This window comes from Pectobacterium parvum (genome assembly GCF_020971565.1).
In the GTDB taxonomy this organism is placed as follows: Bacteria; Pseudomonadota; Gammaproteobacteria; order Enterobacterales; family Enterobacteriaceae; genus Pectobacterium; species Pectobacterium polare.
Map to the genome: position 1 here is coordinate 1,563,132 of NZ_CP087392.1, position 16,935 is coordinate 1,580,066.

Here is a 16,935-nt window from a genome sequence, read left to right on the forward strand (position 1 = left end):
GCACCTTTAGTCTATGTGGCCTAAAGGTGCTGACTGTCGCTGTATCGGGCTACTTTTTTGATGAAACGTTCAAAGTCGCTTAAACGATGAGAAATGACGTGGATGACAATATCCAGATTGAGCGCCTGATAGTCATGTACGGCAATATTTCTTAATCCCACCATTTTTTGCAAATTATCAGACAGATCAATGGTAATTATCTGGTTTGCAGCAAGAAGCGCGAAGCTATCTCGGCTGCTTTGTGGTATGCCTAGATGCTTGATACGGATAAGATAATTAGCGATATCAATAGCGGCTTCGCAGGCGCGTTGTATGTTAAGTATGACGGAATCTTGCTTGGTGAAGTTCTGGCGAAACTCTTCTTTAGTATCGAATTCCTCACGAATACGACGTAGGCATCTTTGAATGGTGCTGCTTTTGTTGAGCAAAATATCTGTCATGCTTTTAGATCCTGATTAAAGCTACGAATGATATCCGCACGCTCTCTTTGCAGATGCTGGTACATTGAAAGTGTTGTCATTTCAAATTCTCCTGCCGCTGCTTTTGCATCATAAAGTAGCTTGCCGTTACGAACGATCTCCATTTTTAATACCGTTGAGGCCTGCAATAAATCGATAAGATCGACATCACGTCCCACTTCCTTTGCTAATTGATTGGATAGCTCCCAGCGTTCGACGGGATCCAATGCTCTCGTCGCCAGGATGGCGATATCAACATCGCTGTCTGCTCTGGCATTGCCCGTTGCCTGGGAACCAAAGAGGTAAATAATCTTGATGTCTGGTATCTGCTTTTTTAATGTTGAAACGATCTTATCGAACATGTAATAGCCCCCGTTCCTACTATTATCTTATTGTCTGACAGGATTGCCCGAACATCAATGTATTGCCAGCCAGATGAAAGAGAGAAGAAAAGTTATCTCCTCCACCTCTCTCTATTTCACGCTTTATTGACCTACTTCATCACACTTCAAAATCAGTCTGTGGCTCGTTGTTCGGTGTGATGCGGACTTCTACGATACGGTGGCTCTCCACCGCCAGAATAGTGAACTGATAGCTATCAATTGATAATGTATCGCCCACCTGTGGAACCCGTTGTGAATGCTCCATCAGCAGCCCTGCCAGCGTGTAGTATTCACGCTTTTCATCGAGCGTCAGCGGCACATACATTGTCAGGTCTTCCAGCGGAATATAGCCATTTACGGTCCAACTGCCGTCGTCATTTTGCTGAATACTGTGGCGTGCATCGCGATCTTCTCCTTCGCGCGGCAGGTTGCCGGCAATGGTTTCCATCACGTCGCTTAATGTAACTATCCCTTCCATTGAGCCGAATTCATCAACGACAAACGCAAAGTGCGTTCGCGCTTCTCTAAACTGTTCCAAAGCCTGTAAAAGCGAAAGTTGTTCAGGAAAGACCAGCGGCTGACGAATCAGAATACGTGGGTTAAACGGCTCGCAATTTAGCTGCTGCTGGAGTAAATCAGCAACATGTACGATACCCAACGGTTCGTCGGACGTATTGCTGTCGGTTACCACCAGTCGGGAATGCTGGTTGGTCGTTAACAGTTTAGCGAGCGCATCCTGTGTAATATCCAGCTCAACCGAATCAATATCATGCCGCGACGTCATAATGCTGCTGATGGTTCGCTGCGCCAGCCCCAATACCCGCTTTATCATCCGTCGTTCCTGAATATTGAAGATTTCCCGACCGGCTCGGGTATTGTCTGCAATCATCGACGACGTTTGGTTGTCCAGCTCAGCTTCTTCATGGTTGCCGCGCAAAATACGCAAAACCACTTCCGCGGTACGCTGGCGCAGCGGAACCGAAGAAGACAGGAAGCGTCGGCGGTTGAACAGAGAAACCTGATTCAACATCTCAATCATCACCGAGAAACCTATCGCGGCGTAGAGATAGCCTTTGGGAATGTGATAACCGAAGGCATCCGCTACCAGACTGAAACCAATCATCAGCAGGAAGCTGAGACACAGGATAACGATAGTCGGATGTTCAGCAACAAAGCGGGTCAGTGGTTTGCTGGCCAACAACATCAGGAAAATGGCAATAGTCACGGCGGACATCATGACCAGCAGATGATCGGTCATGCCGACGGCGGTAATCACGGAGTCCAGTGAGAATATGGCATCGAGTACCACGATCTGTGCGACGACTGGCCAGAAACGCGCAGCTTTACGTTGGTTTTGCTGCTCCTCATCTTTTCCTTCGAGACGTTCGTTGAGTTCCATGGTGGCTTTAAAGAGTAGAAACAGCCCTCCAACCAGCATGATGACATCACGAGCGCTGAATGTGTGCCCAAGGAACGTGAAGAGGGGGGTTGTCAAAGACACTAGCCACGAGATGGACGCCAGAAGGCCCAGGCGCATAATCAGGGCAAGTAACAGACCGACGACTCTGGCTTTATCGCGTTGTTCTTTTGGTAATTTCTCAGCCAGAATGGCAATGAAGATAAGATTATCAATGCCCAGAACCAGTTCCAGGACGACCAGCGTGGCCAACCCGGCCCATATCGTGGGATCAGCGATCCACTCCATATCTATTTTTTCACCTTTAAATGAACATCACTCCGATAGCGTATCAGGGCATGCGCGGATGAACCAGAATTTGCAGGGATATTCTTTGTTATAGGGTAGCGTTAGCAGATGTTAGGTTCTATTTTGGTCTTTTTATGCACAGCATATTAGGGACCGACGTTACAAAATTATGTTATCGCCCTTAAGCAAAATTTTATGCTGCTAACAGAGATACGGGTCGTAACATTTGATTACGTTATGTATCCGAGCATAGAATAGTGCGCAGATTGAATTCCCACATAATCATGTGGTTTTACATTCCGCGTAGCCTTTTTTATGGCTGAAATAGGCTGGCTTTGTTTTTTAGCCGGTTTTTATACTTATAGAGATTTTTACACAATGGATATCCGTAGTCTTATTCCGAAAAAACGGCTTCCTAAACATCTTATCCTTGTACTCCCACTTGAGTGGTTAATACTATGTTAGTTGTTGAGGCTAAGTTTAGTATAGCCTTTCACAGTGAAGGTATGGAATGGCGGGTCTGCCAATTGCCGTATGCCCTCTGCTAGAGAGGCAGTAAGTAGATGGTTTACTCTTCTCTAAAATAAAAACCATAATAAATCTGTAGCTTAACGATTTAAAAATGTAAACCACAGGACTGGGGCCGTACTTTGATAGTGCATTGGTAGCTACAAGCCAAGGGCGGTAGCGTGCCTGTTGCATAAACATACAACGGTTAATGATGGTGTAAAAAATGCAAGAATTCATAGTGATCTTTCTAAGCGCTTTTACTGCACTTTTCTTAGCCAGAAAAGCGGCAATTCGCGTTGGTTTAGTCGATAAACCCAATGTACGTAAAAAGCACCAGGGCCATATTCCCCTTGTTGGCGGTGTGTCCATCTATCTTGCGCTATGGGTTTTATATGTGCTGCAGCCAGATTGGTTGCCTGATTTCTCTCTGTATATGATTTGTGCCACCGCGCTTCTGGTGGTTGGAGTTCTGGATGATCGCTTTGATCTTCCTGTATTACCGCGTGTGGGATTACAAGCCTTTGTCGCTGGGCTAATGATGTATGCAGGGTTGTATTTGGAGACATTAGGACACGTTCTCTTCGGATATGAGCTTTTCCTCGGTATCTTTGGTTATACGGTGACATTATTTGCGGTATGGGGAGCCATCAATGCCTTCAATATGGTTGACGGCATTGATGGCTTATTAGGGGCGCTATCCTGCGTGACGTTTGGCGCGCTTGCTATTGTGTTCTACCTTGGTGGCGCTAATGAATTAGCGCTTTGGAGCGCGTGCCTGCTTGCAGCAACGTTGCCTTATATCCTCCTTAATTTAGGCATAGTGTGGGGGCGGAAATTCAAGGTATTCATGGGCGACGCAGGCAGTACGCTGATTGGTTTTACGGTGATATGGTTACTGATGTTGGCGACGCAGGGTGAGAATGCAGTTATTCATCCGGTCACTGCACTCTGGCTTATCGCAGTTCCGCTCATGGATATGGTAACCATTATGGTTCGCCGTATTCGACGTGGTGATAGTCCGTTTAAGCCCGATCGAGAACATTTACATCATATCTTAATGCGTGCAGGTCTGGCGCCACATCAGGCGCTGGTCGCTATTCTTCTTGTGGCGATGCTATTTTCAGCGATAGGAATTCTTAGCGAGCGTATTGGCATCGCTGAGTCTATTATGCTTAGTGTATTTTTAATGGTTTTTTGCGGTTACTTCTGGGTGATTAGTAGGATATGGCGTGTGTTGACATGGTTTCGGAAAACCACTAGCGACCCGCATTCTGCTGTAACGATCGTGGAAAAAAATGGTACAACACCGTTAAAACGGTAAACTATTAGTGTTTTATACCGTAGACCATGGGTTAATCTAATAACTTATTCTCTATAATAAAATGAGCTATTTTGTAGGGATTTGCACAATATTCAATCAAGAGCGATGGCATAGACAGGATGATGAAGCACAAACGAAAATTGATGCCCTTGATGGTGTCGGTAGCGCTATTGAGCGGTTGTACCCTAGTTCCTGGTTCCCACCTTTCTACTAGCGGTAAAAACGTAGTTGAACAGCAAGATGCGGATTTCAATATCGATAAACTGGTCAATGTTTACCCACTAACCCCTTATTTAGTGGAGAAGATGCGACCTAAACCACTAATAGCGCAAGCTAACCCTGCTTTGGAAAAGGAATTGCAGGGGTATGAATACCGCATCGGTATTGGGGATGTCATCATGGTCACGGTGTGGGATCACCCTGAATTGACAACGCCAGCAGGGACGTACCGGACTGCAGCGGATACCGGTAACTGGGTACATTCCGATGGTACGATTTTTTATCCTTACATTGGTAAAGTGAGCGTTGCGGGTAAAACGGTTACTGAAGTTCGCGATCAAATAATGGGGCGTTTAGCGCAATATATAGAGTCCCCGCAGGTAGACGTCAGCATTGCGGCCTTCCGCTCACAGAAAGCCTACGTGACGGGTGAAGTGGCGACATCCGGCCAACAGCCGATTACTAACGTGCCACTGACCGTTCTGGACGCAATTAACAAAGCGGGTGGGCTGACGGAAAACGCCGACTGGCGTAATATTGTGCTAACCCACAATGGCAAAGAACAACGACTCTCCCTTCAAGCGCTGATGCAAAACGGTGACCTTTCACAAAACCATCTGCTTTACCCTGGTGATATTCTCTACATTCCCCGTAATGACGATCTGAAAGTCTTTGTGATGGGGGAAGTGAAAAAGCAAAGTACCCTCAAAATGGACCGCAGTGGTATGACGCTGACGGAAGCGCTGGGTAATGCAGAAGGGATGGATCAAACCTTTTCTGATGCCACAGGGATCTTTGTGATTCGCTCGTTACGCGGCACACAAGGCCCTAAGCTGGCAGATATCTATCAGCTTAATGCCAAAGATGCTACCGCGATGGTGATGGGCACCGAGTTTCAGTTACAACCGTATGACATCGTGTATGTCACCACCGCGCCGATTGTTCGCTGGAACCGCGTGATTGGACAGCTTGTACCAACCATTTCCGGCTTTAACGAATTAACAGAGGGAACGTTACGGATTCGTAACTGGCCGTAGAGAACATTATGTTTGATTCAATCTTGGTAGTGTGCGTGGGTAATATCTGCCGTTCGCCAACTGGGGAGCGGCTGTTAACGCAAGCTTTGCCAACGAAAAAAATTGCGTCCGCTGGGTTAGGCGCACTGGTCGGGAAGCCTGCCGATGCAATGGCAACCGACGTGGCCATTCAGCACCATCTTTCGCTTGAAGGGCATGAGGCTCAACAATTAACCTCTGCCTTATGTCGCCAGTACGATCTGATCTTGGTGATGGAGAAAGGCCATATTGATGGGGTGAGCCGTATCGCGCCAGAGGTGCGAGGTAAGACTATGCTCTTTGGGCATTGGTTGAATCAGCAGGAAATTGCCGATCCTTATCGTAAAAGCCGCGAAGCATTTGAATTCGTTTACTCACAACTTGAGCAGTCTGCGCAAAAATGGGCACAGGCATTAAATCGTTAATCATCAGAGAATCCGATGACAGAGAAAACCTCAGTAAAAGTATCTGAAGCAAATTCAGATGAGATCGATTTAGGGCGTTTATTAGGGACATTGCTGGATAACCGCTGGTTAATTATTGGTGTGACGGCGGTGTTTACCGTTTTAGGCATTATGTATGCCATGTTAGCCACGCCGATTTATAAAGCCGATGCGTTGATTCAGGTAGAGCAGAATCAGGGGAATTCGCTGCTGAATGATATTTCCAGTATGTTGCCTGATGCCAAGCCGCAATCGGCTGCGGAAATTGAACTGATTAAATCCCGCATGGTCATTGGCAAAACGGTGAGCGATTTAGCGCTGGATATCAGCGTTCAGCAAAAATATTTCCCGCTAGTGGGTAAAGGTATTGCGCGGTTGGCGGGTAATGAACCCAGAAAAATAGCCGTATCCCGTCTTGATGTACCAGCATCCTGGCAGGATGAAACCCTGTCGCTGGAGGTGTTAGCTAACCAGCAATATGCTGTGGAAGCGGGTGACACTGTGAAATTTACTGGCAGCGTAGGCCAGTTAGAAAATTATAATGGCATTACATTATTAGTCAGTGATATTGAAGCTGAGCCGGGTACTATTTTTCGTATTCAAAAGCTGAATCAGTTAACGGCGATTAATGGTTTGCTAGATAATTTCAGCGTGGCAGATAAAGGGAAAGACACGGGCGTATTAGCGCTTAGCTTGGAAGGCGAAGATCCGGTGCTTACCGCTAAGATATTAAGCAGCATTAGCCAAAATTATCTGCAACAGAACGTAGAGCGTAAATCGGAAGAAGCAGGCAAGAGCTTGGAGTTCTTAAAAGAGCAGTTGCCTAATGTACGCGGCTCACTTAATGAGGCCGAAAACAAACTCAATCAGTTCCGCCAACAGAATGAGTCGGTCGATCTTTCCTTAGAAGCAAAGGCGGTACTGGATACGACCGTCGCAGTTGAAGCGCAGTTGAATGAACTAACGTTTAAAGAAGCGGAAATTTCAAAGCTCTATACTCGCGAGCACCCTGCCTACCGCGCCTTGATGGAAAAGCGTAAAACGCTGGAGCAGGAACGCGATAAACTTAATAAGCGTATAGGGGCAATGCCGAAAACGCAGCAGGAGATCTTACGTTTCACGCGGGATGTGCAGGCAGGGCAAGAAGTTTACATGCAACTGTTGAACAAACAGCAAGAGCTTAGCATTAACAAGGCCAGCACGGTCGGTAACGTACGTATCGTCGACAATGCGGTGATTCAGCTCGGTCCAGTAAAACCGAAAAAAGTGTTGATTGTGCTTCTGGCAATGATTTTGGGTGGGATAGCATCGACGGCATTTGTGGTATTAAAAACCATGTTGCATAAAGGGATTGAAAGTCCTGAACAGTTGGAAGAGCTAGGCATTAATGTTTATGCCAGTGTTCCTTTATCTGAATGGCAGCAGAAGAAAGATCGAGCTTTATTAGGAAAAGGCAAAAAGGGCAATACTCGTTCTACGGAGCTGCTGGCAGTAGGCAACCCGGCGGATCTGGCGATTGAGGCCATTAGAAGCCTGCGTACCAGCCTGCACTTCGCCATGATGGAAGCGAAAAATAACGTACTGATGATTTCCGGTGCTAGCCCGGCAATCGGTAAAACGTTTGTCAGCGCTAACTTGGGGGCGGTGATTGCACAGTCAGGGCAGCGAGTGTTGATCGTTGACTGTGATATGCGCAAAGGTTATGCGCACGAATTGATGGGCACTCATGGCACGGATGGTTTATCGGACATTTTGTCTGGGCAGTGTGAAGCAACGAAAAGTGTGCGTAAAACTGCCGTGGAGAATATGAACTTTATTCCCCGTGGGCAGGTACCGCCGAACCCTTCTGAATTATTAATGCATAGCCGTTTTGCTGAATTTATCAAGTGGGCTGGAGAACAGTATGATTTGGTGCTGTTAGATACGCCACCGATTCTGGCAGTGACAGATGCAGCGATTATTAGCCGCCATGCTGGCACCTCGCTTCTTGTTGCGCGCTTTGAGATGAACACTCTGAAAGAGATTGAAGTGAGTATTCGCCGCTTTGAGCAAAATGGTGCAGAAATTAAAGGTGTAATCCTTAACGCCATTGTCAAACGTGCGGCGAGTTATTATGGGTATGGTAATTATCATTATTATGCCTATGAGTATAAGTCTGAAAAATAATTACTGATGTAGTGGTATTATCAATATATTGATAATACCACTATTTAAAGTGGCATTAGGGTAATAACTATCCGTAGCTAAACAATTAGCTAAAAGAACAATGTTTTATCTCAAATCAAAAATAATTCCTCACAAAGCTATACTAACGTGGTAAAGATGCATGCGTATTTTTTGTGCAGTAGCTGTGCGCTTATCTTGAAAAACTGAGCTATCTTTTATGGTATTCATACCCCTATTGTAATCTATTTAAAAGAACAGCTAGGTTCACTTTAATAAGAGTAAAGAACTAAAATGAGCATATATATCGCTGTGGTTTCTCATGGGCATGAGAAAATAATAAATGAAATAAATTGCCTCCATGAGTTGTGTAAAGAATACAAAGTAATACTAAAAAGTAATATTAAGGGGGATGATTTTAGTGTATTACAAGCACATGAAAATTTTCACTGGATAAATGAGCAATACTCATGCGGGTTTGGTCATAATAATAATATTATTTTTAACTACTGTTTGGAAAAATTTAAAATAAAAGAAAGTGATATATTTATTGTTTTGAATCCTGACGTTGATATCAGTGTAGATAAAATAGCAGAACTAGCAGAATATATGAAAAAGGATGGCGCCAAAATATCAGCGATTAATTTGTTCAAGGATAAAGAACAAAAAAAATATGATAATTCAATTAGACATTTCCCCACGCTAAAGAAGTTCATACTTTCTTTCTTAGGATATAATTCGTCATATATAATTGACAAAAATACGCTTAATAAATATTATCCAATAGCAGTCGATTGGGCTGCAGGTTCTTTTCTTGCATTTACTGTTTCTCACTATGCTAATTTGAAAGGATTTGATCAAAAATATTTTATGTATTGTGAAGATATTGATATATGTTACCGAAGCAATCATTTGCTGCAAGAGCCTGTCATTTATTATCCACAAATAATTGGTTATCATTTTGCGAAGCATGAAAATAGAAAAATCATATCTAAACATTTTGCCTGGCATATATTAAGTATAAGTCGTTTTTTACTCACTAAAGTAAGTATGACTAAACCTAAATCGTGTATTAACATAGCTAAATAATATCATTATGGTTAAATAATAATGTTCAAAAAATTATACGAATTCTTACAAAAAGAAAATATATCATTTAAAGAAGACTACAAAATGAGCTACCATTCTTACTGTAAAGTTGGAGGGGAAGCTAAATTTTATATAACACCTGATTCACAGAGTAAATTAATATCATTAATCTCGCATTTGAAATATGAAAATATAGAATATAAATTGATCGGTGAAACATCTAATCTTATTTTTTTAGATGAAATAGTTTATGGTGTAATAATATCAACTAAGCTATTAGATCAGATTCAAATTGACGCATATAAAGCGATTGTTGAACCTGGTGTAAATTTAAGTAGTTTTTTAAGAATATTATACTCCAAAAAAATTGAGGGCTATTCAGGTTTAGAAGGTATACCTGGTAGTATCGGTGGTGCTATTGTGATGAATGCTGGCGCCTATGGTTATACTATATCTGATAAGTTAATTAGCGTTAAAGTTTTAGATCAAAATGGAATTGTTCAGTTAATATCACGTAATGACTGCTTGTTCTCTCCAAGAAATTCTTTTTTTAGGGAAAATAAGAAGGTAATTATACTAGAAATCATATTTGATATCTCAGTGAGATCAGAGATATCAGATGTTGAATATTATAAAGAGATTGAAACATATCATATAGCACGTCATTCCTACCAAGAATTTGTCCTTCCAAATGCCGGGAGTATTTTTACCACCGATAGATGTATCTATGATGATTTCTCGGACATTAACATCAAGTTTAAAATATGCTACAAGCTAACAAATAAACTATTTCATAATAAATTAATGCGGCTGAAAAATAGGAAATCGCCGAATCGTATCTTGGCAAATAGAATAATATCTAAAATATTCAATTTGGATGAATTTGAAAAAATATATTCAATTAAGCATATAAACATGTTTGCGATTAAGGATGGAAATAGTTATGAATTAATTAATTATATATATAAATTAAAATCTATTCTTGCAGGAAAAATAAGAATTGAGAATGAGATAATTATTGATTCTGTTATCAACTGGCGTAATGTTAACGAAAATGATGTGAAAGAAAAACTAATATATATAGAAACAGGGAAAAGATGTGACTGATAATAAGCTAATTATAAGGAATACACTGTACTTGTTATTTAGGCTTTTTATTACTGTTTTAAGTGGCTTGTATATTAGTAGAGTTGTTTTACAAGAGTTAGGCGCAACTGACTTTGGCATATATAATGTTGTTGGTGGTATTATTGCCTTGATGACAATATTCACAGGTTCTTTATCATCCTCTGTTAGCCGATTCTTTAATTTCCAAATGGGGATTGATAATAATATTAGTGAACTTTTCTCGACAGCGTTAATGATCCATCTACTTTTATCTGGCATTGTCCTAATTATAGGGCTTTCGTGCGGTGATTACATTATTAATAATATACTTAATATCCCGAAAGATAAATTGCTTACCTCTAAATATGTCTTTATTATCACCATGGCAATATTTATATCAAATTTAATGATAATACCATACTCATCAATTTTGATTGCTTATGAAAATATGAAAATATATAGTTTCCTTGGCATTGTAGACACATTTATAAAATTATTGATGCTTGTGCCATTGATTAATATAAATCATGATAAACTTCTCATTTATGCTATATTACAACTTCTTATAAGTTTAATTATACTATCCATCTATATTTTATATTGTTCAATGCGATACAAGGAAGTTAGAGTATATCCGAAGTTCAATATGATGTTATTAAAGAAAATAGGTGGTTTTTCAGGGTGGAATGCAATAGGTGTGTTTGCTAATATCATCAAAGAGCAAGGTGTTAATATACTCATTAATGTATTTAGTGGCCCATCCATGAATACAGCTAGGGGGATCGCATTCCAAATAATATCATCTCTATCACTTATCTTAAATAACACAATGCTTGCTGTTAATCCTAGAATCACAAAGTTATACGCATCAAATGAAGTTGCATCTTCATACTCTCTAATGGAAAAGTCAGCAAGGCTAACAGCCTGTTTTATGATGCTCTTGATTGTCCCATTACTTATTAGTTTAGATTCAGTTCTAAATTTATGGTTAATTGATGTTCCTAAATATACACGATTTTTTGCATATTTAGCATTAATAAACCTTATGGTCGATAGTTTTTCATATCCGCTCATTAGTTTGATGCTTGCAAATGGTAATATAAAGTCGTACCAATTACTTGTAGGATTTATAAATATAATGTCACTTCCACTTTGTTACATTGTATTAAAAAATGATTTCAGTGCATATATGACTATGTATGTCCTTATTCTATTGTCTGCTGTAAATTTATTTGCACGACTGTATATGTTAGCAAGAAAAGTAGATGTAAAAAAGTTACGTTACTTAACACATGTCGTATTTAGGGTGTTATCTGTATTTGTAACAACGCTAATAATATCAACAGCCGTGTCTAAATTTTTCGTGATAAACTCAACCATACTAACTGTATTGATAAATACAGTTTTATCGGCGTTAATTGTTATTATTTTTATTTATATTTTCTGTCTTGAAGCTACAGAAAGAAAATATATATATATAAATATTAAATCATACATGAGATAGTTTAATGGAAAAGAAAATCGGGATTGTTACTTTTCATAAAGCCCATAATTACGGTGCCGTTCTGCAAGCATATGCTTTAAAAAAAATTGTGTCTAATATGGGAGGCATAGTTAAATTTTATAATTACAATCCACAATGGTTAAAAGAAAAATACTGTAAGTATCCTACATACAATGACAAGGGGATATATAAAATAAAAAGATATATTGGTTATGCCCTTGATTATAAAAGAAGAAATAAGAGATATAAAGGTTTTGATTTATTTATTGAAAACTATCTTTATGATTGGGACAGTAGTGAAGTATGTTCGCTAACTCATATTATAGTAGGCAGTGACCAAATATGGAATCCTAAGATTACAGGAGGTGTCGATGATATATGTTATGGGATTCTTCCAGAGAGTAATAACGCGTATTGCTTTTCGTATGCGGCAAGCGCGGAATCCCTAAACTTGTCACCAATTGAAGAGACCTCCATTTTAAAAAAAATTAGAACATTGAGAAATGTTGGTGTAAGAGAAAGTTCTCTGGCTACTTGGGTTAATAAAAGAGCGCAGAGTACTATTGCAACCCAAAATCTTGACCCAACCTTGCTACTAACGCCGAGCGAGTGGAGGGAAATTGCAAAAGAAAAAAATATTAATGAACCATATTTGCTAGTTTATGAAAACTACAAAGATGAAAATACAATTAGAATTGCTAATGACATTGCCCATAAATTAAATTTAAAAGTCATAACAATAACTACTTCTAGTAGTTGGCGCTATGGGGAAAATACACTTAGTGATACATCTCCTGATGAGTTCATAGATCTATTTAGTAAAGCTAGTTTTGTGTTAACTACTTCATATCATGGTTGTGCGTTTTCGATAATTTTTGGAGTTCAATTTGTAGCGCTAAAAGTGAAAAATGGCGTGAATAATCGTACTGAATCATTGTTTAATTTGTTAGGAATAGAAAATAATTTAGTTGTTTCATCTGATTTCAATTATGATCAGTACAGAGAAATTAATTATCAAGCTTTAAACGAAAAATTAAAAATGCGAAGAGCGGAATCATTATCATTTTTACGGAAAACAATCAATGATTAAAAATATCATCCTTAATATAGACAGAAATTATATAAAATATTGTGCAATTTTCATTATTTCAACATGTAAATATAATGATAATGTGTTTTTTCACATATTATCTCATGACATTGATGGAGACGGCGAACGCTTTTTGAAAAGTTTTTTAAGCGATACTGCTCAAATTAAGTTTTATGATGTTGATTCATCGATATTTAACGGTATGCCTACATCATCAAAATGGCCAAAAGCTATTTATTATCGATTATTAATACCTGTGTTGTTGGGGAGTGATATTGATAAAGCCTTATACTGCGATTGTGATATTTTAATTAGAGGGGCTTTAGATGAGCTATTTGATACTGATTTAAGTGACTATGCAGTTGCTGCTGTTGAAGATGTTCTCAGTCCTATTGCCCCGATGATTACTGATATTGGATGCAACCCAGAATATGGATATTTCAACTCTGGTGTGTTACTTTTCAATTTGATATATTGTAGAGAGTATCAGTTAACGAAAAAGTGTATATCATTTATAAATAATAGTAATCATTTAATAACGCATCCAGACCAGGATGCACTTAATGTTATATTGGCTAATAAATGGAAAAAATTGCATTACAGATGGAATTTTTTAACTCCATATCAAAGTTTATATTATACTCATGATCAAATGATGTCTGACTATAATAAGTATAACTCTCATTATCCAGTTATATTACATTTTTCTGGTGATAAACCATGGTTGTCAACATGTAGAACCATATACAAAATAGAGTATCTGGAATATTTTTCTGATATTAGACTAAATATGGTTAAACCTAATCACTCAATAAAAGAAATAATTATTCATTATTCAATTGTTCTATTGGATAAATTTGGTTTACGTCCTAAAAGAGTTAATTACTTTTATTAAAAATGAACGAAAAACTTCAACTCATTACCATAATAAATATGGTCTTATTTTTTTCATTGATGATGTTGTCATTAGTTGATGTAAAAAAAATATCATATATATACATATCGATTTTATTTGCTCTATTATGCATTTTTCCTGTGTTAAGGACAGTGCATTATGGCGATACTGAAAACTATTATGAGTATTATACAAATGTATTTGAGAATGACAGATTTGAGTATTTATTTAGTAGATTAACTGAATTTTCTTTGTCTATTGGTTTGGGGTTTACTGAGTATATATTTTTTGTTTCATTATTAACAACATCGATATATATTTATTCATTGTTGAAAATATCTAAAATTCTCAATGCTGAAATAAAAGCTGCTATATTTGCTATTGCATCTTCATTGGCTTTTTTTCCATACTATTACATGACATTTGAAACTGTAAGAGATGGTATATCGACGGCAATTGTCCTGGTTTCTCTCGTGTTTTTGATTAAAAGTCAATATGTAAAATATTTGATTTTTATTGTTGTTGCAATACTTTTCCATAAAGGAGCTTTCATTTTTTTATTTATTCCTTTTTTGATGAAATTAAATATAAATAACACAAGAGTTTTAATTGCATTTACTTCTGTTTTTTTATTGTCATTTATAATTAAAGATTTCTTGCTGTCCCTTCCATTTTTTGGTGAGAAAATAAATTCCTTGCTTGTTTTTTATTCGCGTGATTTGTCTTCTTCAAAAACAGTAATTGTAAGGTATATTATTATACTGTTATTTTCTTTGTTTTTGCTTGGCCGTTCTGAGTATGATAGCCGATCGTATAGAGTAATAAAATTTATCATATTAATAGTTATTGCAGCATCTATGTTTGCATCTTTCCCAGACATGCATAGAAGGATTTTGTTAAAAATTGAGTTTATTACATATCCTCTTTTAATGATGTTATTTTTGGAAATTAATAGAAATAAGAGAAAATATTTTCTTACTTCTCTTTTTGTTATTTTTTATTATATCTTTTTCTTATCAAATTATAGTGCATATTATCAACTGCTAAATATTCCACCACTAATAGATCTTGTAATATGAAAAAACCAGATGTAAGTATAATAATTGTAAGTTTTAATACATTGGCTCTGACAATTCAAACAATTGATTCTATAATCGATATTTGTGATGAAAATATATATGAAATTATTGTTGTTGATAATTCATCTTCTGACGGTAGTGAGTTTGTAATTAAGAAAAAATATCCATCCGTAACTTTTATTCAGAGTGGTGAGAACTTAGGTTTTGGCAAAGCTAATAACATAGGTGCTTTATATGCAAGTGGTGAGTTTTTACTGTTCCTAAATTCTGATGTGATTTTGCTAAATGACATTTGTACAGAGTTTAAAAAAGTTATACTCTCTTACAAAAAAAATGATATTATCGGCGCTAGTTTATATGATGTAGATCTAAAGCCCAATACTTCATTCTGTAGAGCATTTCCTGGTGTTAAATTGGAACTGTTGAATTTGATTGCTCTCATTCTTCCATCTTCATACATGTTTGCTAATAAAAAAAACAAAAACATTATTATTGATGGGCCTGTATCCGGAGCCTGTTTTTTTCTTTCAAGGGATACATTCAGAAAAATTAATGGATTTGATCCTGATTATTTTATGTATTATGAAGAGACCGATTTATTTTTAAGAGCAAAAAAAATAGGCTCAAATATAATCTCATCACCGTTTGTCCGAGCTATTCATTTGGAAGGTGGTTCTGAGGGTATAAAAATAAAAACACTAGAACGTGGTTTTAAAAGTAAATCAATGTATTACAAAAAAAATCTTTCTAAAATAGAACGAATAACTTGCAAGGTTCTTTTTTTTATAAACGCTTACTTGAGGATGATTTTTTTCTTCAAAAATCCATCTAAAAAAAATTTCTGGAAAACTCTTCTCGACTTGGAAAATAAGTATTTATGAATCCCAAAACTCATTTGATATTACTTAATGCTTTCGATGTTGGTGGAATCGAAAGAGCATCATTTTCATTAATGCAATCTTTTACTGAATATGGTTTGAATGTTGAACTACTATCTCTCAGACCTTCAAATAAGGGAAAGCCTCTATCGTCTGCGTTCTCCCCCGTAATAATAGATAAAAACAATAAAGGTGATTTTTGGGCATTATATGAATATAGTAAAAATTTGAATGATAGAATAACTGTAATATCCACATATGATAGAATATCGATTATGTTAGCGTTTATTTTTTTTCTTTTAAAGAAAAAAAATGTATTGATATCACATCAACATGCTGATTATTTTGCACATAGAAAGTTGATACGAGGTATTAGAAGGCTCTGCTATGGTAGAGTTAATAATGTTCTTGCGTTGACACAAAAAGATCATGCTTTTTATGCTAGGTGGCACAAATGCGTTAATGTGTTACCTAATATTTTAATATATCCTAAATACTTGCCAGAAAAAAGATGGAAAGATCGAGAAATAGATATTATTGCAGTGGGTCGATTAAATGTTATAAAACGGTTCGAACATTTTATAAAATTATCTAATTCTCTTATTTCAAAAGGAATTGTTAAAAATTGCAAACTATACGGGTGTGGAGAAGAAGAAGAAAATATTATTAATTTGCAAAGGTTTGAGATACTAGCAGGTCGAAGCGATAATGTTTTTGAACATATGAGAAATGCTAAGATATTAGTTGTTACTTCTTATCGCGAAAGTTTTTCGATGGTTATCCTTGAAGCAATGTCCCAAGGCTGTATTGTCATTAGTTACGATTGTCCAACGGGACCAGGTGAATTGATTCAGGATAGAGTAAATGGATTTCTTGTTGAGAATGGGAATGTATTAAAACTTGAGGAGAAATGTGAAGAGGTCATTAATAATTACGATAATTTATATCATATAATGAAAAGCGCAGTAGAAACAGCAAAGAAATATTCTACAGATGAAATCATGCCTAAATGGGTTAATTTACTTAATTGTTAAAT

General features: G+C 37.6%; 15 protein-coding genes. 12 read left to right on the plus strand and 3 right to left on the minus strand.

What is annotated here, in order from left to right; all coding sequences use genetic code 11:
* Positions 1 to 20 precede the first annotated feature (20 nt).
* From hepT to LOZ86_RS07025, 3 genes are all read right to left on the minus strand, one after another.
* Entirely contained in the window at positions 21 to 440 is a 420-nt protein-coding gene (gene hepT, locus LOZ86_RS07015) for a type VII toxin-antitoxin system HepT family RNase toxin (protein WP_230242992.1), read from the minus strand.
* On the minus strand, positions 437 to 820 hold the full coding sequence (gene mntA / locus LOZ86_RS07020) for a type VII toxin-antitoxin system MntA family adenylyltransferase antitoxin (protein ID WP_039482638.1): 384 nt from the start codon (positions 818 to 820) through the stop codon (positions 437 to 439). Before mntA ends, hepT begins: the two co-directional genes overlap by 4 nt.
* 139 nt (positions 821 to 959) lie before the next feature.
* Positions 960 to 2,546 (minus strand): TerC family protein, encoded by a 1,587-nt coding sequence (locus LOZ86_RS07025; RefSeq protein ID WP_039482635.1) that lies wholly within the window; start codon positions 2,544 to 2,546, stop codon positions 960 to 962.
* A gap of 733 nt (positions 2,547 to 3,279) precedes the next feature.
* Between LOZ86_RS07025 and wecA the strand changes: the two genes are divergently transcribed.
* The 12 genes from wecA to LOZ86_RS07085 all read left to right on the plus strand — a co-directional run bounded on the left by wecA (position 3,280) and on the right by LOZ86_RS07085 (position 16,933).
* Positions 3,280 to 4,377: a UDP-N-acetylglucosamine--undecaprenyl-phosphate N-acetylglucosaminephosphotransferase gene (wecA, locus tag LOZ86_RS07030; protein WP_111779044.1), complete on the plus strand. Its 1,098-nt coding sequence runs from the start codon at positions 3,280 to 3,282 to the stop codon at positions 4,375 to 4,377.
* 119 nt (positions 4,378 to 4,496) lie between these two features.
* Positions 4,497 to 5,633, plus strand: coding sequence for a polysaccharide export protein (locus LOZ86_RS07035; RefSeq protein WP_230242993.1), 1,137 nt, complete (start codon positions 4,497 to 4,499; stop codon positions 5,631 to 5,633).
* An 8-nt stretch (positions 5,634 to 5,641) separates the two neighbouring features.
* The gene (locus LOZ86_RS07040; RefSeq protein ID WP_230242996.1) at positions 5,642 to 6,076 is read left to right on the plus strand and encodes an arsenate reductase/protein-tyrosine-phosphatase family protein; all 435 of its coding nucleotides are present in this window, start codon (positions 5,642 to 5,644) and stop codon (positions 6,074 to 6,076) included.
* Positions 6,077 to 6,091: 15 nt separating this feature from the next.
* Complete coding sequence (gene wzc / locus LOZ86_RS07045) at positions 6,092 to 8,260, plus strand: tyrosine-protein kinase Wzc (protein ID WP_230243000.1); 2,169 nt, start codon at positions 6,092 to 6,094, stop codon at positions 8,258 to 8,260.
* 291 nt (positions 8,261 to 8,551) lie between these two features.
* On the plus strand, positions 8,552 to 9,346 hold the full coding sequence (locus LOZ86_RS07050; RefSeq protein WP_230243002.1) for a glycosyltransferase family protein: 795 nt from the start codon (positions 8,552 to 8,554) through the stop codon (positions 9,344 to 9,346).
* Between the two features lie 21 nt (positions 9,347 to 9,367).
* The gene (locus LOZ86_RS07055) at positions 9,368 to 10,453 is read left to right on the plus strand and encodes an FAD-binding protein (protein ID WP_230243003.1); all 1,086 of its coding nucleotides are present in this window, start codon (positions 9,368 to 9,370) and stop codon (positions 10,451 to 10,453) included.
* The gene (locus LOZ86_RS07060; RefSeq protein WP_230243005.1) at positions 10,446 to 11,957 is read left to right on the plus strand and encodes a lipopolysaccharide biosynthesis protein; all 1,512 of its coding nucleotides are present in this window, start codon (positions 10,446 to 10,448) and stop codon (positions 11,955 to 11,957) included. Before LOZ86_RS07055 ends, LOZ86_RS07060 begins: the two co-directional genes overlap by 8 nt.
* A 4-nt stretch (positions 11,958 to 11,961) precedes the next feature.
* Positions 11,962 to 13,047, plus strand: coding sequence for a polysaccharide pyruvyl transferase family protein (locus LOZ86_RS07065; protein ID WP_230243006.1), 1,086 nt, complete (start codon positions 11,962 to 11,964; stop codon positions 13,045 to 13,047).
* The gene (locus LOZ86_RS07070) at positions 13,040 to 13,942 is read left to right on the plus strand and encodes a glycosyltransferase family 8 protein (RefSeq protein ID WP_230243007.1); all 903 of its coding nucleotides are present in this window, start codon (positions 13,040 to 13,042) and stop codon (positions 13,940 to 13,942) included. Before LOZ86_RS07065 ends, LOZ86_RS07070 begins: the two co-directional genes overlap by 8 nt.
* 140 nt (positions 13,943 to 14,082) lie before the next feature.
* Positions 14,083 to 15,021, plus strand: coding sequence for an EpsG family protein (locus tag LOZ86_RS07075; protein ID WP_230243008.1), 939 nt, complete (start codon positions 14,083 to 14,085; stop codon positions 15,019 to 15,021).
* Positions 15,018 to 15,902 carry a glycosyltransferase family 2 protein gene (locus tag LOZ86_RS07080; protein WP_230243009.1) on the plus strand — a complete coding sequence of 295 codons (885 nt, stop codon included), beginning with the start codon at positions 15,018 to 15,020 and terminating at the stop codon, positions 15,900 to 15,902. The genes LOZ86_RS07075 and LOZ86_RS07080 overlap by 4 nt, the downstream gene beginning before the upstream one ends.
* A complete protein-coding gene (locus LOZ86_RS07085; RefSeq protein WP_230243010.1) occupies positions 15,899 to 16,933 on the plus strand; it encodes a glycosyltransferase in 1,035 nt (344 codons plus the stop codon). The genes LOZ86_RS07080 and LOZ86_RS07085 overlap by 4 nt, the downstream gene beginning before the upstream one ends.
* Positions 16,934 to 16,935: the final 2 nt, after the last annotated feature.